Source organism: Roseovarius sp., from assembly GCF_030373445.1.
Classification (GTDB): domain Bacteria; phylum Pseudomonadota; class Alphaproteobacteria; order Rhodobacterales; family Rhodobacteraceae; genus Roseovarius.
Genome location: NZ_JAUCYU010000017.1, coordinates 1 through 17,304 on the forward strand (window position 1 = coordinate 1; position 17,304 = coordinate 17,304).

Sequence of the window (17,304 nt, forward strand, 5' to 3'; positions counted from 1 at the left end):
CGAGGATGAAATCCACCACCTCGTCCATCGCCGCCGCGATCGGCGCGGTATAGGCGGTCAGCCCAACGATCGGCCTCTCCCCCCGACGCCCCGCCAGCGACATCGCCGTCAGCTTCCTCGTTCCAGAATGTACGCTCATCTTGCTCTCCTGTTCTCGGGTCTGCCCTAGTGCATCACGTCCGGCAGGAACGTCACCAGCGACGGCACGAACACCAGCAGCAGCAGCGTCAGCAGGATCGGCACCAGGAACGGCAGGATCGCCACCACCACCTTCTCGAACGGCATCCCCGTCAATTCCGTCAGCACGAACAGCACGTTGCCGAAGGGCGGCGTGATCACCCCCACCGACAGGGTCATCACCATCAGCACCCCGAACCACACCGGGTCGATCCCCAGCGACTGGATCGTCAGCATGAAGATCGGCGTGAAGATCAGCACCGCCTCCACCACGCTCATGAAACAGCCGATCACCAGGAAGAACAGCAGGATCAGCAGGATCGCCTGCGTCTCGCCAAGGTTCAGGTCCAGCAACGCCATCGCCAGCTCCTGCGGAATGCGCACCCGGACCAGCAGCCAGCCATAGAAGGTGGCGATCGCGATGATGAACAGGATCACCGAGGTGAACCGCACCGTCCGCCTGAGCGCCTCCATGAACTCTGCCAGCGTCACGTCGCGATACACCACCGCGCCGAGCAGGAAGGCGTACATGCAGGCCACCGCCCCCGCCTCCGTCGGCGTGAAGATCCCGCTCCAGATGCCGCCGATGATGATGAACGGCGTCATCAGCGGCGGGATCGCCTGCAGGAACAGCCCGAACACCTCGCCCCCCGGCACCCGCTGCGTGCCCGGCAGGTCCAGCCAGTAGGAGGTCACCAACACCGTCAGCGACAGACCCACGGCAAGGATGATGCCGGGGATCACCCCCGCCATGAACAGCGCCGCGATCGACGTGCCCGACAGCCACCCATAGACCACCAGCGCCACCGAGGGCGGAATGACCGGGCTGATGATCGACGCGGCCCCGGTGATCCCCACCGAGAACCGTTGCGGATAGCCCCGCTCCTTCATCGCCTTCAGCTCGAGCTGCCCGATCCCGGCCACGTCCGCCACCGCCGTGGCCGACATCCCGGCAAAGATCACGCTGGCCAGCACGTTCACATGCCCCAGCCCGCCCCGGATCGGGCCCACCAGCGCGGTCGCGAAATTGAACAGACGCGCGTTGCTCGACCCGGTATTCATCAGCGACGCGGCCAGGATGAAGAACGGCACCGCGATGATCGGGAAATTGTTCATCCCGCTCAGCATCTGCATCGCGAACAGCTCTTCGGGGATCTTCTCGATCCCGCCCTGCACGACCAGCACGACAAGGCATGTCAGCCCGATGGAGATCGCAACCGGAACGCCCACGGCGAACAGGAAGATCATCACACCGAGGAATATCAGGAGGTAGTCCATTCGCTCTTCGTTTCCGTTTGGCCGATCACGGCCTTTCCGTTGCGGATCAGGCTGACAAGGTAGACAAGGCTGAACAGGATCATCGCCACCGTTCCGATCAGCAGTGCCAGGTAAAGCCAGGTGAAGGAGATGCCCAGCGCGGTCGTGGTGTTGTTGGCGCTGGCGAACATCATCAACCAGGCGCCCCGCGCGATCACGTAGAACAACAGCAGCGCGCCGCACTCGATCACGACCGAGATCCACACCCGTGCCCCCAGCGCGATCCGCCGCAACAGCACGTCGATCACGATATGCCGCCGCTGGCCCCAGGCCGCCGCGGCCCCCAGCATGACACTCCACGCCAGAAGCCCCGCCGCCACCTCCTCGGCCCATGGCACGGACAGCTTGAACACCTCCCGCGCCACGACCGAGTAGAAGATCGACAGCACCAGCGCCACCATGAGCACCATGGCGACGCTCTCGAGTATGCCCGCCCCCCGCATCACGAGGGACGGGCGCCGGTGCCCGTCGGCGTCACTCATTCCGACGCGGCCTCGATGCTGGCCTCGATATCGGGCTGCACGGTGTCGGCCATGCCCGACATTGCCCGTTCGATGGCCGGCGCGGCCTTCTCGCGGAACGGCGCCTGGTCGACCTCGATGAACTCCATGCCCTTCTCGATCAGGGCCTCGCGATAGAAGTCATCCTTCTCGTTCTCGACCTGCGTGCCGTGCTGGCGGGCCTCCTCGGCGGCCTCGGCAATCGCCGTGCGCTGCTCCTCGGTCAGGCCGTCCCACCACTGCGCCGAGGCAACCCAGTGCCACGGGAAGGACAGGTGCGAGGTCTCGATGATGTAATCCTGCACCTCCCACATCTGGCGGGTATAGGGCGAAGCCAGGCTGTTCTCGTGCGCCTCGACCTGGCCCGTGCGCATCGCAAGGTAGATATCCGACGACGGGATCACCACCGCCTGGATGCCAAGCTCTTCCCAGACGTCGATCCAGACCGGGATCTTCGGCATCCGCATCGGCAGCCCCTCGAGGTCGTCGGGCGTGTTGATCGGCTTGTTCGCGGTCATGTGCCGGAAGGCCCGCTTCTGCGGCCCGAGATAGACGAGGTTCCCCTTCTCGCGGGCGACCTCCTGCATCTTCTTGCCGGATTCCGTCTCCATGATGTAATGCTCGACCGCGCCCCAGTTGGGCAGCACGAAGGGCACCGACACGGCGTTGTACTCGGGCGCGTACTGGCCCATGAACGCGCCCCCGGTCAGCGCCATCTGCGTCTGGCCGATATTGAGCAGTTCCAGAACCTCGGCCTCGCTGCCAAGCTGGCTGTTGAGGTAGATGTTCACCTCGAAATCGTCGCCCAGCTTCTCGCCGATCAGCTCCTGGAACTTCTGCAGGGCGGCTTCCTCCGACCCGCCGGTGCTCATCGTGTTGTGAATTTCAATCGTCTCGGCCGCCGCGGGCAGCGCGCCCAGCCCGACCGTGACCGCCGCCGCAAGCGTTGCCTTGCGGACGAGTTGCGAAAGTGCCATCTGGTTCCTCCCATTCCATTTCACCGGCCGGCGGGCCGCCCGGAAAGGCGGCGGCGTCGCCCGGAAGTCTTGCAGAAGGATGAAGGCAGGCGTCGAAAAGGTCAGATCGGCGACCGGCCCTCAGCCGCACCGCCGACGTTCCTGAACGTCCTGCAAATCTCCTCCCATCGGCCCCTTCGCACACGCGATCAAGGCCATGGCCGCGAGGATAAAAGCCACCCCTTGGCGCAGCAAGTGCTGAATCCGGGCTCTTGCGTCACGCAAAACGCAACGCCGCATCTCAATGCGCCCGGTCGCGCTCGCCCGCCCGTTCCAGAAGGAACTCCCGGAAGATCGATGCGGTGTTCGACAGCGTCGCCTCGGCGTGCTGCACGAGGCTGATCTCCCGCTCGGCCCAGCTTTCGTGGATCGGCACCGCCCGGATCGGCATGATCCGCTCATGCGGCCGCACGAACTGTTCCGGCAGGATGGCAATGCCGTGCCCGTGCGCCACCAGCGTCCGCGCCACCTCGTTTGTGTTCGCCATGTAGCGATACTTGAACTCGCTGTTGCCCAGCACCGACACCCGCCGGATCAGCCGGGTCATCGAACTGCCCTCGATCACCCCGATGCTGGGATAGGACGACATGTCCGACAACCGCACCGCCGGCAATTGGGCCAGGTCATGCCCCTCCGGCACCGCCAGCACCAGCCGGTCGGTGCAATACCGCGTACAGACAATTTCGGGCGGCAGCCGGAACGTCCTTGAAATCAGCCCCAGCTCCGTCCGCCCGCTCACGACCGAGGCCACCACGTTCGGGCTGATCTGCTCGAACAGCTCGATCCCGATATAGGGGTAGGCATCCGAGAAATGCTTCATGTCCTCGGCCAGCCCGTTGACGAAGGCCGAGCCATTGGCGCTCAGCAACAGGCTCCCCGCCTCCCCGCTGCTCAGCCGCCTCAGCTCCGAATGCGCGCTGTCGATCGACGCGAAGATCTCCCGCGCCTTCGCGGCCATCACGTGCCCGGCATCGGAAATCTCCACGCCCCGCGAATGCCGTGCAAAGAACGGCTGGCCGAAATTCTCCTCCAGCTCCGCCAGCCGCCGGCTGATCGCCGAGGGCGACAGGTTCAGGCTTTCCGACGCCGACCGGATGCTTCCCGTGTCGATCACCGTCAGGAAGATCCGCAAGGTCACAAGGTCGAACCGCGCCAGCGGGAAATTCTGCAAGTCCTTGGTCAACGCAACCCCTCCGACGCCACCCCGGCGCCGGCAGGACGTTACGCCGATCCGCCCGTCACTGGCAACCGGCGCCCGGCCGTCAGGCGAACAGGCCCTTGTACTCCTCCCGAAGCACGTTCTTCTGCACCTTGCCCATGGTGTTGCGCGGCAGGCTCTCCACCACCACCAGCTTGCGCGGATGCTTGAACCTTGCCAGCGACTGCTGCGCCGCCGCCTCGATGGCCTCCAGGTCTGGGCTCTCCCCCGGCTCGGCCACCAGCACGCCCACCACCGTCTCGCCGAAATCCGGATGCGGCACGCCAATGACGGCGCTTTCCAGCACGCCCGGCTGCTCATCCAGCAGCAGCTCGATCTCCTTGGGGTATATGTTGTACCCGCCCGAGATGATCAGGTCCTTGTCCCGCCCGACGATATGCACGTACCCGTCCTCGTCGATCCGGCCGAGGTCACCGGTGATGAAGAACCCGTCCTCGCGCAGTTCCGCCGCCGTCTTCTCCGGCATCTGCCAATAGCCCTTGAAGACATTCGGCCCCCGCACCTCGACCATGCCGACCTCGCCCTGCGGCACCTCTTCGCCGCTCTCGGGGTCGCATACCTTCAGCTCCACCCCCGGCAGCGGAAACCCCACCGTCCCCGCCCGCCGCTCGCCCTCATAGGGGTTCGAGGTGTTCATGTTCGTCTCGGTCATCCCGTAGCGTTCCAGGATCCGGTGCCCGGTGCGCTTCTCGAACCGCTCATGCGTCTCCGCCAGCAGGGGCGCACTGCCGGACAAGAACAGCCGCATATGCTCGGCCAGGTCTCGCGTGAACCGCTCGTCATCCAGCAGCCGCGTGTAGAAGGTCGGCACCCCCATCATCGACGTCGCCTTCGGCATCCACTCGATCATCCGGTCGATATCCAGCTTCGGCAGGAAGATCATTGCCCCGCCCGACAACAGAACGATATTCGTCGCCACGAATAGCCCGTGCGTGTGAAAGATCGGCAACGCATGAAGCAGCACGTCCTTGTCCGAGAACCGCCAGCACTCCGTCAGGGTCCGGGCATTCGACAACAGGTTGTCCTGCGTCAGCATCGCCCCCTTCGACCGCCCCGTCGTCCCCGACGTGTACAGGAACGCCGCCAGGTCGCCGCCCTCCCGGTCCACCGTGGCAAACTCCCCCGGCATCCCCGAGGCCGTCTCCATCAGGCTCCCGGCACCATCCGCCGCCAGCGTCTCCACCCGGCAGCCCAGCCGCTCGGCAATCGGCGCCAGCGTCTCCAGCTTGCCCGGATCGCAGACGATCATCGCCGCCCCGCTGTTGTCGATGAAATAGGTCAGCTCATCCGCCGTATAGGCCGTGTTCAGTGGCAGGAAGATCACCCCCGCCTGCACGCAGGCCGCGTACAGCGCCAGCGCCTCCGCCGATTTCTCTACCTGCGCGGCCAGCCGGTCGCCGGGCTGCAACCCGGCCTCCGTGATCACCCCGGCAACCCGCGCCGCCGTCTCGAGGAATCCGGCATGGCTGATCACCGTCCCGTCGGCCAGGTACAGGAACGGCGTCTCCTGCCCGGCATATTTCCCGAAAAGCGCATCATACAAGGGGTTGGCCATCACACTCTTCCTTATGCGGCGGATTTCTCGGCGGCCGCCGCCAGATTGCTCACCTCCGACGAGGCCGCGATATCATGCGAGGCGGCGAACCGTTCGTGGTTCTGGGTGACTTTGTCGAGGTCGTAAAGGTAATTCACCATCGCCCCGGCAGATTGCCGCAACCCCTTCTCCGACGTATCGGCCCCGGCATGGATGGCGTGCACCTGCGCCCCGTTGCCAAGGTGGAACCGCGCCACCGGGTCAAGCGGCAGGCCGTCGGGCCGCTTCGCCCCCAGCAGGTACGAGGCCGCCAATTGCCGCAGGGCCTCGTCATCCTCCAGCGGCGGCTGCATGTCATTGGCGCCCAGCCATTTCATCAGCCCCGGAATGGGCGACAGCGTCACGAAGGTCTTCAGCCCCGGCAGCTCCGCCGAAAGATCCGCCGCCACCTGCTTGATCAGCGAGTTGCCGAAGGAAATGCTGGCCAGCCCCGCCTGGCAGTTCGAGATCGAATAGAACACCGCCGTATCCGCCTCGTCCGAGGCCAGTTCCTCGCGATCCCCGGCCAGCAGGTCCTGCACCGAGTTCGCCACCCCCTTGGTCAGCGCCACCTCGACGAAGATCAGCGGCTCGTCCGGCATTGCCGGGTGGAAGAACGCGAAACACCGCCGGTCGCTCGGCTCCAGCCGCCGCCGCAAGTCGTCCCAGCTGTCGATGGCATGAACCGCTTCGTAGGCGATGATCTTTTCAAGAATATGCGCCGGGCTCTCCCAGTTGATCGGCCGCAGCACAAGAAAGCCCCGGTTGAACCAGCTCGAGAACAGGTGCCGGAAATCGAGGTCCAGCGCCCGAAGCTCCGGGTCGTCCGACCCCATCCGGATCAGGTCGGTCCGCATCGACACCAACTGCCCCGTCGCCCCCGGCACCTGGTTCAGCCGGCGGATCAGTTCCTGCCGCGGCGGCTCGGCCGCCTCGAGGAAGGCGCGATAGCTCTCCTTGCTCGGCCCGGCCTCGTAGGCGGCCAGCGCCTCGCGTACCTTGCCGGGGTCGATATTCATCCCCGTCGCCAGGTACTTGAAGAAAGCCAGCCGCGCCTCGTCCTCCGACTGGCGATACCGTTCGAGGATGTTCCGCGCCAGCGTCAGGCCGGAAATCTCGCCCGTGGCCCCCACCAGCGCATCCGACATCTCCTCGATCGAGCGTTTATCGTCGCCCGCGGGCGCATTCCGGAACCGCCTTTCGAAGACGGTCGACAGCAAATCGGCAAGCAAGGTCAAATCCCCGTTCCCATAACAGCATCCGGAAGCCACGTGGCCAGACCCGGAAAGAGGCAAAGCAATATGATCGCGATCACCATGCACGCCACGAAAGGCAGCGAACCGGTCAGGATCGTCTTCAGCGAAATATCCGGCGCGATCCCGTTGATCACGTACAGGTTCAGGCCCACGGGCGGCGAAATCAACCCGATTTCCATGTTGATCGTCAGCACCACGGCAAACCAGATCGGGTCGAACCCCGCCGTCTCGATGATCGGCAGCAGGATCGGCGCCGCCATCAGGATCACCGCCACCGGCGGCAGGAAGAAGCCCGCGATCAGCAGGAAGATGTTGATCGCCCCCATCAGCACCCAGCGGTTCACCTCCAGCGTGCCGATCCACTCGGCGATCGACTGGGTGATGAACAGCGACGACAGCATGTAGCTGAACACCCCCGCCGCGGCGATGATGAACAGGATCATCACGCTTTCCCGCGTCGAATCCCGCAGCACCACCCACAGCGCGCGCGGGTCCCACAGCCGGTAGATCATCATCGCGATGACAAGGCACAGAAGCGCGCCCACCGCCGCCGTCTCCGACGGCGTGGCGACACCGCCATACATGGCGTAAAGCACGCCGAGGATGATCAGCAGGAAGGGCAGAACCCGCGGCAGGATCTCGAATTTCTCTCGCCACGTGTAGTTGCCCGCGCCCAGCACGCCCGCCTGCCCCGACCGCCATGTCGAGTAAAGCGACCACGCCATGAAGAGGCCCACCAGCAGCAGCCCGGGAAAGACCCCCGCAAGGAACAGCCGCCCGATCGATGTCTCGGTCGCGATGCCATAGACGATCATGGTGACAGAGGGCGGAATGAGAATGCCCAACGTGCCACCGGCGGCAATCGAGCCCGCGGCCACGCCGTCCGGGTAGCCCCGCTTGCGCATCTCCGGGATACCCATCTTGCCGATGGCCGCACAGGTCGCGGGCGACGAGCCTGACATCGCCGCGAACAGCGCACAGGCGCCGAGGTTCGACACCACCAGCCCGCCGGGCACCCGCGTCAGCCAGCGCTCCAGCGCCTCGTAAAGGTCCGCCCCCGCCCTCGTCGAGGCAATAGACGCCCCCATGATGATGAACATCGGAATGGACAGCAGCGCGAAGTTGTTGAGCTTCCCGAACAAGATCTCCGGCATCAGCTCAAGCGAGCGCAGCCCGTCGAAGACGATCAGGAACCCCGCCGACACGATCAGCAGCCCGATGGCCACCGACACGCCGGAAAACAGGACAAGGATAGTGGCAATGGCGACCAGCGCGCCAAGAAGCAGCGGATCCATCAGTGATCCTCCAGCCCGAAAGGTTTGTCTACGCCCAGAAGCACGGCAACGAGATCGGCAATCAGCTGCAACAACAGCAGTGCGAAGCCGATGGGAATCGACAGGTACGGTATCCACAACCGCACGCCCCACACCGTGTCCGACTTCCAGTTCCGCTCATACGCGAAATGCCAGTAATCGTAGCCGTACCACAGCATCACCGCCACGATCACGATCGACACCCCCAGCGTCACCATGCACAGCCCGAACCGCGCCCCCTTGGGCAGTGCGATGGGCACCAGGTCCACGTTCACGTGCCCCCTCAGCCGCTGCACGTAAGGCAGCCCGATCAGCGTCGCGGCCACCATCAGGTAGATCACCGCCTCGGTCTGCCAGATGGTCGATCCGTTCAGCACCGCCCGGATGAAGATCATCTGGCAGGTGATCGCCACCGCCGCCACGATCATCGCCGCGGCACACCATCCGGCCAGCGTCGAAATCACCGCCACGGCGCGAAGGAAGGGGTTGTTACCGGCATGCGCGGGGGCAGCCGAGCTCGGGCCCGACATGGCCTGCTCCTGTCATTGGGTGTGAAAACAGCCTTGAGGCAAAGGGGCGGCGCACCGGCCGCCCCCGCCCGTCACATCACTCGACGGCCAGCGCCATGTCGAGCAGCTCCTGCCCGTCCGGCACTTCTTCGACGAACGCCTTGTACGAGGTCTCCTTGGCCAGCTCGCGCCACGCCTCGAATTCCTCCTGGCTCATCTCGGCGATCTCGACGCCGGCTTCCTTGTACACCTCGACCGAGGCCGCATCCTGCTTCTTCGCCTCTTCCAGATAGAACGCCTCGGCCTTCTCCGAGGCATCCAGCAACGCCTGCTGCTGCTCCTCGGTCAGCCCCTCGAAGGTGGTCTTGTTCATCAGAAGCGGCTGGTACATGAACCACAGCGCCACGTCGCCCGCCGGCGTATAGCACGCCGCCTGCTCGTAGATCCGGTACGACACGAAGGACGACGACGAGGTGTTCGCCGCATCCAGAACGCCGGTCTGCATCGCGTTGTAGATCTCCGACGACGCCATCGAGGCGATCGACGCCCCGGCACCGGCCAGCATCTGCTCGAACGCCTTGCCCGCGGCCCGCATCTGCAAGCCGTCCACGTTCTCGGGCGCGGTGATGCACTTGTCCTTGCCGACGAAACCGCCGGCCAGGTAGCCATGCACCAGCACCATCACGTCATCCTCGGCCATCTTCTCTTCCAGCGCGGCCATGAAATCGCTGTCCGACAGGCGCGCGGCGTGGTCGTGGTTCTTCACCAGCCCCGGCATCAGCGTCAGGTTATAGGCCGGCTGCTGCCCGCCCGCATAGCTCAGCGGCAGAACCGACATGTCGAGCTGCCCGCGGCTCAGCGGCTTGTACTGCTCGCGCGGCTTGAACAGCGATTTCGAGCCGAAGATCTTGATCTCGAGGTCGACACCCGCCGCCTTCACCTCGTCGGCGACGATCTGCGCCACCTTGTGCCGCACGTCCTTGTTCGACCACTGGTGCGACAGCCGCAGCTCGGTGGCGCCCGCCACGGCCACGCTGGCCAGCAGGGCCCCGGCGGCAACGGTCGTTGCTAGAATCTTTTTCATGATTTCCTCCCATAACGCGTCCGATTCTCGACCGGATCACCGCGTTTGTGCCATTGGCCTGTATATTCAGTCAATGATCTTGTATACAAAAATTCCCTTCCTGCATTTTCAAAACGCTGCTAAGAATGCCCCATGCAACGGAAACGCGCCGATATCATTGCCGAGGAAATCGAAGGGATGATCTTCGACGGCACCATCGGCAATGGCGAACGGCTCGACGAGGTGCAGCTCGCCGCCCGCTTCGGCGTCTCCCGCACACCGATCCGCGAGGCCTGCCAGAAACTGGCGCTCTCCGGCCTTGTCGAACAGCTCCCCCGCCGCGGTGTCTTCGTCCGCCAGCCGGGGCCCGTGGAACTCATCGAGATGTTCGAGGTGATGGCGGAACTGGAAGCCTCCTGCGCGCGCCTCGCCGCCATGCGCATCACCGATGCTGCCCTCGACGAGATGCGCGCCGCCAACGCCCGCTGCAAGGCGGCGGTGAACGCCAAGGACCCGGTCGCCTACTACAAGGAAAACGAGACCTTCCACCACATCCTCTACCGGCAAGCCGGCAACGGGTTTCTCGAACAGGAATGCCTGCGCCTGCATCGCCGCCTGAAACCCTTCCGCCGCTCGCAGCTTCGCGTGCGCGGCCGCATGGGGCAGTCGATGCAGGAACATGAAGAGGTCGTGAATGCGCTGACCGAAGGCGATGCAGAGCGCGCCTCCGCCGCCATCCGCAAGCACGTGGCCGTGCAGGGCGAGAAGTTTCACCACCTCGTCGCCGGCCTCCGGGAAGTGGCCGAATAGGCCCTTAGTCCAGCGACATCAGCAGCTCGGCCAGCACCGCCACCGCCTGCCCCATATCCTCTGGCGCGGCATATTCCTCGGGCCTGTGGCTCACCCCGCCCCGGCAGCGCACGAACAGCATCGCCACCGGGCACAAGTCGGCCATGGCCGAGGCATCGTGCGTCGCCCCCGAGGGCAGCACCAGCCCCTGCCCGCCCGCCGCCTTCACGGCCTTTACCAGCCGGTCCGACAGCCCTGCCGCACAGGGTTGCGCCGGCTGTTGGTAGGTCAGCCCGCAGCTCAGCCCCAGGTCCATCCGCTCGCAAAGCGCTTCGGCAAACTCGTGCAGCGCCTCTCCCGCCGCCGCCCTGACCGTGTCATCGGGCGACCGGAACTCCGCCGTCAGCCGCGCCACCCTCGGCACCGCGTTCACCACGTTCGGCCCGATCGTCATCGCGCCCACGGTGCCGTGCAGCCCCTCGGTTTCAAGCGCCAGCCGGTTCACCTCCGTCACGATCGCCGACGCCGCCACCAGCGCGTCCTTTCGTCCCTCCATCGGCAGGGTCCCGGCATGGCCGGTCTCGCCAACGATCCCGATCGAATGCCGCTCGATCCCGCAGATGGCCGACACCACGCCCAGCGCCTCGCCCGCCCGCTCCAGCACCGGCCCCTGCTCGATATGCGTCTCGACGAACCCGATCACGTCGCCCGGGTCTCGCTTCAGCGTGCCGATCCGCTCGGGCGACAGCCCGAACCCCGCCATCGCCGTGCGCAGCGTCATGCCCTCGGCATCTTCCATGTCCAGAACGCCCGGGTCCACCGTCCCCGCCAGCGCCCTCGATCCCACCAGCGCCGTCGGAAACCGCACGCCCTCCTCGTCGGCAAATCCCAGCACCTCCACCGAGCAGGGCGGCTCCCGCCCCTCGGCCCGCAGCTTCTCCAGCGCAACCAGCGGCAGCACCACGCCCATGATCCCGTCAAAGGCCCCGCCGTGACGCACCGAATCCTGGTGCGAGCCCATCAGCAGCGTGCCCCGCCCCGCGGGCCCCTCCAGCCGCCCGACCAGCGTGCCGGCATCGTCCAGCCACACCGCAAGCCCGGCCCGCTTCATCCGTGCCGACAGGAAGTCCACCGCCGCGCGATGCTCGGGCGTGAAAGGCAGCCGCGTCACGCCCGAGCCCGGCACGCTCAGGCTCGCAAGATCGTCGAGCAGGTCCGCCGCGCAGGCGCCCCAGTCAGTCAAGGCCCCGCTCACGGTCATTCTTCACCGGCACTTTCTCTGCCCAATAGGCATACTCCCCCGTTGTCGCCCGCGCGTGCAGGTCGGTCAGCGCGCCGATCGGGTCGTCGGCATGATGATCCACCCGCAAGGTCAGCGGCGCATGATCCGGGTGCAGCACCAGCAGCGCGGCCGACAGCAGGCCCCGGCTGTCGCCTCCCGCGCCCTCCGCCGCGCGCAGCGCCGCCAGCAACCGAAGGTCCAGCCCGCCCGTCGCGCCCTCGAAGGCCTGCACCATCCCGTCCAGCACATCGAGCCCGGCCAGCATGTTGCCCGACACCACGCCGGTGCCGAAAGCGGCGCTGCCCATCTCCGGCGTGTTCAGGTCGCCGGTAAAGGCGCCCGTTCGGCCCTCGAGGTCCAGCGCGGCCAGTTGCCGATAGCCCTTGCCGCCATCGGCGCCGGTCACGCTCTGCACGGCGGCGGCGGCCTCCTTGCCGTCCCGCATCTCCGCCAGCACCTCCTCGCCCCACAAGGTCGAGGGCGAGGGGCCCTGGCTCGCGCTCATCCCCGCCGACAGGTGCCCGCGTAGCACCCAGCCGCCCACGCACAGGCTGCCCGTCGCGGCAGCCCCGCCGATGGCGCCCGTCTCGGGGTCATGGGCAAGGATCGAAAAGGTCATGAGGCACTTATAGTCATTATGTTGTCCTATTTATCATGAAAAATTGACCGATGCAATTTATCATGATAAATTATCTCCCATAAAACCAGACAGGGAGACCACCATGACATTCATCACCTGGACCCGGCGGGGCCTCATGGCGGCGGCTGCCGGCGCCACTCTCGCCCTCGGCTCCGCCCCCCTTTCCGCCACCGCCCAGACGCCCCCCGACGTGCTCATCGTCGGCCAGATCGCCGAGCCCAAATCACTCGACCCGGCGGCGGTGACGGCAGTCAACGATTTCCGGATTCTCGTGAACCTTTACGAGGGCTTGACCCGCTACAAGGACGGCACGCTCGAGCCCGAACCGGCGCTCGCCACCGACTGGGAAATCTCGGAAGACGGCACCGTCTACACCTTCACCCTGCGCGAGGGCGTCACCTTCCACGACGGCACGCCGTTCAACGCCGAGGCGGTCAAGTTCAACTTCGACCGGATGCTCGACGAGAATCACCCCTACCACGACACCGGCCCCTTCCCGCTGGCCTTCTTCTTCAGCGCTGTGGAAACCACCGAAGTGCTCGACGACATGACGGTGAAATTCACCCTCAACGCCCCCTACGCCCCCTTCCTGTCGAACCTCGCCTACCCCACCGGCCTCATCGTCTCGCCCGAGGCGGTCAAGGCCGGCGGCGCCGATTTCGGCCGCAACCCCGTTGGCACCGGCCCCTTCAAGTTCGTCGAATGGCAATCCAACGAACGCGTCGTCGTCGGCCGCTATGAAGACTACTGGGGCGACACTGCCGGCCTCCAGGCCGTGGTCTTCCGCCCGATCACCGACGCCAACACCCGCGTCGCCGAAATGCTCGCCGGCGGCATCGACATGATGGTCGAGGTGCCCCCCACCTCCATGGGCCAGTTCGAGGGCGACGACTACACCGTCCACGAACAGGCCGGCCCCCACGTCTGGTTCCTGATCCTCAACGCCAAGGAAGGCCCCTTTGCCGACGTGAAAGTCCGCCAGGCCGCCAACTACGCGATCAACAAGGAAGCCATCGTCAACGACGTGCTCGAAGGCACCGCCACGGTCGCGGCCGGCCCCACGCCCCCCGCCTTCGCCTGGGCCTATAACGAGGAGCTCGACCCCTACCCCTACGACCCCGAAAAAGCCAAGGCCCTCATCGCCGAGGCCGGGGCCGAGGGCGCCGAGCTTACCTTCTACGTCACCGAAGGCGGCTCCGGCATGCTCGACCCAGTGCCGATGGGCACCGCCATCCAGGCCGATCTCGAGGCCGTGGGCTTCGACGTCACCATCGAAACCTACGAGTGGAACACCTTCCTGGGCGAAGTGAACCCGGGCCTCGAAGGCAAGGCCGACATGGCCGAGATGGCATGGATGACCAACGACCCCGACACCCTGCCCTACCTCGCGCTGCGGTCCGAGGCCTGGCCCGACCAGGGCGGCTTCAACTCGGGCTACTACGCCAACGAGAAGGTCGATGAACTGCTCGAGAACGCCCGCACGGCGACCGATCAGGACGAGCGCGCGGAACTCTACCGCGAGATGCAGGCCATCGTGCAGGAAGAGGCGCCCTGGGTCTTCATCGCCAACTGGAAACAGAACGCGGTGACCAGCGCGGGCGTGGCGGACTTCCAGCTTCAACCCTCCTTCCTTCTGCATCTGCAGAGCGTGACGAAGGAATAAGAGCAGTGTCGCACCGGGCAAGCCCGGTGCGACCGGCGGGGGGGCCAGCCCCCCGCGTTGAAATCCGGGGATTTCAACGCTCCCCCCGGAGTATTTTTGGAAAGATGAAGGGGCGAAGATGGGCAGCTACATCCTCAAGCGACTGGTCTCGGCCATCCCGGTCCTGCTGGGCATCACGGTCATCGTCTTCCTGATCATGTCGATGATCCCCGGCGACCCGGCCACCGCGATCCTCGGCTCCTACGCGACCCCCGAGAACGTGGAAAAGATCAACCGCGACCTCGGCCTCGACAAGCCGATGGTGCAGCGATACTTCATCTGGCTCGGCAACATGCTGCAGGGCGATTTCGGCCGCTCCTTCTCGCTCAATCGCCCGGTCCTCGACGAGGTGCTCGAACGCTTCAACGCCACGCTCGTCCTTGCCGGCACAAGCTTCGTGCTCTGCTCGATCCTCGGCATCCTCGCCGGCGTCGTGTCGGCCGCCCGGCAATACGGCTTCGCCGACAAGGCGATCACCTTCACCGTGCTGATCGGCATCTCGGTGCCCTCCTTCTTCCTTGGGATGATGATGATCCTGCTCTTCGCGGTGAACCTGAAATGGCTGCCGGTCTCGGGCATGTACGCCATCTATGGCGGCGGCGACCTGCCCGACCTCATCCGACACCTGATCATGCCCGCCCTCGCCCTCTCGGCCGTCGCGACCGGCGTCATCGCCCGCCTCTCGCGCTCGGCCATGCTGGAAGTGCTGCGGCAGGATTTCATCCGCACCGCCCGCGCCAAGGGCGTGCGCGAGCGCAAGGTCATCATGGGCCACGCGCTCCGCGCCGCCATGGTCTCGATCATTCCCGTGCTCGGCATCCAGGCGGGCTTCGTCCTCTCGGGCGCGGTCTATATCGAGATCGTCTTCCAGTGGCCGGGCGTCGGCCGGATGCTGGTGGACGCGATCCTCACCCGAGACCTGCTGCTGGTGCAGGGCGGCGTGGTCTTCGTCGCCGCCTGCTACGTGCTCTTCAACATCGCGGTCGATGTCGCGCAAAGCCTGCTCGACCCGAGGATCAAGACATGATGGCCTTCCTCAAGCTGCTCTTCCGCAATCGGCTGGCGGCGATGGGCGCGGTCGTGCTGGCCATCATCGTGGTGCTGGTGCTCCTCACCCCCATCCTGCCGCTGCAGAACCCCGACATCACCGCCACCGCCGACCGCTTCAAGCGGCCCTTCACCGATGGCCACCTGCTGGGCACCGACCATCTCGGCCGCGACCTCCTCAGCCGCCTGCTCTGGGGCACGAGGCTTTCCCTCGCCGTGGGCGTGGCGGCCGCCGTGCTCGCCGCTTTCTTCGGCTCGGCCATCGGCATCACCGCCGGGTATTTCGGCGGCAAGGTCGACAACATCTTCATGCGCGGCGTCGACATGCTGATGGCCTTTCCCTACATCCTGCTGGCGCTGGCCATCGTCGCGGCCCTCGGCCCCGGCCTCATGAACGCGCTGATCGCCGTGGCCGCCGTCAACGTGCCCTTCTTCGCCCGCAACATCCGCGGCATCACCGTGGGCCTTGCGGGCCGCGAATTCATCGACGCGGCGCGCCTTGCCGGCATGGGCCACACCCGCATCATCCTGACCGAGCTTCTGCCCAATGTCCTGCCGGTCATCATCATCGCCATGTCCACCACCGTGGGCTGGATGATCCTCGAAACCGCCGGCCTCTCCTTCCTCGGCCTGGGCTCCCAGCCCCCGCAGGCCGATCTCGGCTCCATGCTGGGCGAGGCGCGCTCGGCCCTCATCTCCCATCCCCACACCTCCGTCGTGCCGGGGATCATGATCTTCCTGATCGTCATGTCCATCAACCTCCTCGGCGACGGGGTGCGCGACGCGCTCGACCCGCGCCTGCGCTCGGGCGCCCTGTCGCGCCCGCTGCCCACGACGCTGGTCAACCGCAAGGGCAATATCCCGCAGCCGACCGACGACCTCCTCGCCATCCAGGAGCTGGAAACCCAGTTCCACGTGGGCAAGCGCATCTACAAGGCCGTAGGCGGCGTCTCCCTCGCCGTGAAACCGGGCGAATGCCTCGGCGTCATCGGCGAATCCGGCTCGGGCAAGTCGGTCACGGCGCTGTCGGTCATGGGTCTGGTCGCCTCTCCTCCCGGGGTGATCACGGGCGGCGCGGTGCGCTTCCAGGGCGAAGATCTTGTCGGTGCGCCCTACGAGAAGCTGCGGCAGAAACGCGGTGACCGCGTCGCCTACATCTTCCAGGACCCGCTCTCGACCCTGCACCCCCTCTACAAGGTGGGCCAGCAGCTGGCCGAGGCGATCCAGTCGCACCACAAGGTCTCGAACTCCGAGGCCCGCACCCGCGCCATCCAGCTTCTGAAGGACGTGCGCATCCCCAACGCCGAAAGCAGGGTGGACAACTACCCGCACGAAATGTCGGGCGGGATGCGCCAGCGCGTCGGCATCGCCATGTCGCTGGCCAACGAGCCGGACGTGATCATCGCCGACGAGCCCACCACCGCGCTCGACGTCACCGTGCAGGCGCAAATCCTGTCGTTGCTCGACGACCTGCGCCGCGAACGGGGGCTCGCCATCATCTTCATCACCCACGATTTCGGCGTGGTGGCCCAACTCTGCGACCGAATGGCGGTGATGTATGCCGGCCGCATCGTCGAAGAGGGGCCGACGAACAGCGTGCTCTCGCACCCGCTCCACCCCTACACGCGGCGCCTGATCGCCTGCGTGCCGGAACTTGGCGAAGGCCGCCGCGAACTGGCCGCCATCCCCGGCCTGCCGCCGGTGGTCGACGACCTTCCCCCGGGCTGCGCCTTCGCGCCCCGCTGCGAAAAGGCCCGCGACGAGTGCCGGCAGGGCGACATCACCCTCGACCGCTCCGGCGCCCGCGCGGTCCGCTGCCTCTACCCCGAGGAAACGCTATGACGGGAAAACGCACCGACGTGATACCGACAAAATACCGACGTGATACCGACGTTGGGTTT

15 protein-coding genes are annotated in these 17,304 nt (G+C 66.0%); 4 read left to right on the plus strand and 11 right to left on the minus strand.

From position 1 onward, the window contains the following. Nucleotides 1-165: 165 nt before the first annotated feature. From QUV18_RS22870 to dctP, 9 genes are all read right to left on the minus strand, one after another. A complete protein-coding gene (locus QUV18_RS22870; RefSeq protein ID WP_300896481.1) occupies nucleotides 166-1,455 on the minus strand; it encodes a TRAP transporter large permease in 1,290 nt (429 codons plus the stop codon). Further along, nucleotides 1,440-1,976 carry a TRAP transporter small permease gene (locus QUV18_RS22875; protein ID WP_300896482.1) on the minus strand — a complete coding sequence of 179 codons (537 nt, stop codon included), beginning with the start codon at nucleotides 1,974-1,976 and terminating at the stop codon, nucleotides 1,440-1,442. Before QUV18_RS22875 ends, QUV18_RS22870 begins: the two co-directional genes overlap by 16 nt. Next, entirely contained in the window at nucleotides 1,973-2,971 is a 999-nt protein-coding gene (locus tag QUV18_RS22880; protein WP_300896483.1) for a TRAP transporter substrate-binding protein, read from the minus strand. The genes QUV18_RS22875 and QUV18_RS22880 overlap by 4 nt, the downstream gene beginning before the upstream one ends. A 280-nt stretch (nucleotides 2,972-3,251) precedes the next feature. Beyond that, nucleotides 3,252-4,193 (minus strand): LysR family transcriptional regulator, encoded by a 942-nt coding sequence (locus QUV18_RS22885; RefSeq protein WP_300896484.1) that lies wholly within the window; start codon nucleotides 4,191-4,193, stop codon nucleotides 3,252-3,254. Nucleotides 4,194-4,272: 79 nt separating this feature from the next. Next, nucleotides 4,273-5,784, minus strand: a complete 1,512-nt coding sequence (locus tag QUV18_RS22890; RefSeq protein WP_300896485.1) for a malonyl-CoA synthase — start codon at nucleotides 5,782-5,784, stop codon at nucleotides 4,273-4,275. Between the two features lie 11 nt (nucleotides 5,785-5,795). Further along, nucleotides 5,796-7,040 (minus strand): malonyl-CoA decarboxylase, encoded by a 1,245-nt coding sequence (locus QUV18_RS22895; RefSeq protein ID WP_300896486.1) that lies wholly within the window; start codon nucleotides 7,038-7,040, stop codon nucleotides 5,796-5,798. After that, nucleotides 7,037-8,353, minus strand: coding sequence for a TRAP transporter large permease (locus QUV18_RS22900; protein WP_300896487.1), 1,317 nt, complete (start codon nucleotides 8,351-8,353; stop codon nucleotides 7,037-7,039). The genes QUV18_RS22895 and QUV18_RS22900 overlap by 4 nt, the downstream gene beginning before the upstream one ends. After that, nucleotides 8,353-8,901, minus strand: a complete 549-nt coding sequence (locus QUV18_RS22905) for a TRAP transporter small permease (protein WP_300896488.1) — start codon at nucleotides 8,899-8,901, stop codon at nucleotides 8,353-8,355. The genes QUV18_RS22900 and QUV18_RS22905 overlap by 1 nt, the downstream gene beginning before the upstream one ends. 76 nt (nucleotides 8,902-8,977) lie before the next feature. After that, nucleotides 8,978-9,964 carry a TRAP transporter substrate-binding protein DctP gene (gene dctP / locus QUV18_RS22910; RefSeq protein ID WP_300896489.1) on the minus strand — a complete coding sequence of 329 codons (987 nt, stop codon included), beginning with the start codon at nucleotides 9,962-9,964 and terminating at the stop codon, nucleotides 8,978-8,980. Nucleotides 9,965-10,096: 132 nt separating this feature from the next. On the opposite strand from dctP, the gene QUV18_RS22915 reads away from it, so the two are divergent. Then, nucleotides 10,097-10,753, plus strand: coding sequence for a GntR family transcriptional regulator (locus QUV18_RS22915; RefSeq protein ID WP_300896490.1), 657 nt, complete (start codon nucleotides 10,097-10,099; stop codon nucleotides 10,751-10,753). Nucleotides 10,754-10,757: 4 nt separating this feature from the next. Here the strand turns inward: QUV18_RS22915 and QUV18_RS22920 are convergent, their stop codons facing one another. Beyond that, nucleotides 10,758-11,975, minus strand: coding sequence for a M20 family metallo-hydrolase (locus tag QUV18_RS22920; RefSeq protein WP_300896491.1), 1,218 nt, complete (start codon nucleotides 11,973-11,975; stop codon nucleotides 10,758-10,760). Further along, on the minus strand, nucleotides 11,968-12,633 hold the full coding sequence (locus tag QUV18_RS22925) for a DUF1028 domain-containing protein (protein WP_300896492.1): 666 nt from the start codon (nucleotides 12,631-12,633) through the stop codon (nucleotides 11,968-11,970). Before QUV18_RS22925 ends, QUV18_RS22920 begins: the two co-directional genes overlap by 8 nt. 103 nt (nucleotides 12,634-12,736) lie before the next feature. On the opposite strand from QUV18_RS22925, the gene QUV18_RS22930 reads away from it, so the two are divergent. The 3 genes from QUV18_RS22930 to QUV18_RS22940 all read left to right on the plus strand — a co-directional run bounded on the left by QUV18_RS22930 (nucleotide 12,737) and on the right by QUV18_RS22940 (nucleotide 17,245). Continuing rightward, complete coding sequence (locus tag QUV18_RS22930) at nucleotides 12,737-14,317, plus strand: ABC transporter substrate-binding protein (protein WP_300896493.1); 1,581 nt, start codon at nucleotides 12,737-12,739, stop codon at nucleotides 14,315-14,317. A gap of 118 nt (nucleotides 14,318-14,435) precedes the next feature. Continuing rightward, nucleotides 14,436-15,383, plus strand: a complete 948-nt coding sequence (locus QUV18_RS22935) for an ABC transporter permease (protein ID WP_300896494.1) — start codon at nucleotides 14,436-14,438, stop codon at nucleotides 15,381-15,383. After that, complete coding sequence (locus QUV18_RS22940; RefSeq protein WP_300896570.1) at nucleotides 15,383-17,245, plus strand: dipeptide/oligopeptide/nickel ABC transporter permease/ATP-binding protein; 1,863 nt, start codon at nucleotides 15,383-15,385, stop codon at nucleotides 17,243-17,245. The genes QUV18_RS22935 and QUV18_RS22940 overlap by 1 nt, the downstream gene beginning before the upstream one ends. Nucleotides 17,246-17,304: the final 59 nt, after the last annotated feature.

Coding starts and splice junctions, on each gene's coding strand:
- QUV18_RS22870 (WP_300896481.1), bottom strand. CDS start 1,455: ATGGACTACCTCCTGATATTCCTCGGTGTGATGATCTTCCTGTTCGCC.
- QUV18_RS22875 (WP_300896482.1), bottom strand. CDS start 1,976: ATGAGTGACGCCGACGGGCACCGGCGCCCGTCCCTCGTGATGCGGGGG.
- QUV18_RS22880 (WP_300896483.1), bottom strand. CDS start 2,971: ATGGCACTTTCGCAACTCGTCCGCAAGGCAACGCTTGCGGCGGCGGTC.
- QUV18_RS22890 (WP_300896485.1), bottom strand. CDS start 5,784: ATGGCCAACCCCTTGTATGATGCGCTTTTCGGGAAATATGCCGGGCAG.
- QUV18_RS22900 (WP_300896487.1), bottom strand. CDS start 8,353: ATGGATCCGCTGCTTCTTGGCGCGCTGGTCGCCATTGCCACTATCCTT.
- QUV18_RS22905 (WP_300896488.1), bottom strand. CDS start 8,901: ATGTCGGGCCCGAGCTCGGCTGCCCCCGCGCATGCCGGTAACAACCCC.
- dctP (WP_300896489.1), bottom strand. CDS start 9,964: ATGAAAAAGATTCTAGCAACGACCGTTGCCGCCGGGGCCCTGCTGGCC.
- QUV18_RS22915 (WP_300896490.1), top strand. CDS start 10,097: ATGCAACGGAAACGCGCCGATATCATTGCCGAGGAAATCGAAGGGATG.
- QUV18_RS22925 (WP_300896492.1), bottom strand. CDS start 12,633: ATGACCTTTTCGATCCTTGCCCATGACCCCGAGACGGGCGCCATCGGC.
- QUV18_RS22930 (WP_300896493.1), top strand. CDS start 12,737: ATGACATTCATCACCTGGACCCGGCGGGGCCTCATGGCGGCGGCTGCC.
- QUV18_RS22935 (WP_300896494.1), top strand. CDS start 14,436: ATGGGCAGCTACATCCTCAAGCGACTGGTCTCGGCCATCCCGGTCCTG.
- QUV18_RS22940 (WP_300896570.1), top strand. CDS start 15,383: ATGGCCTTCCTCAAGCTGCTCTTCCGCAATCGGCTGGCGGCGATGGGC.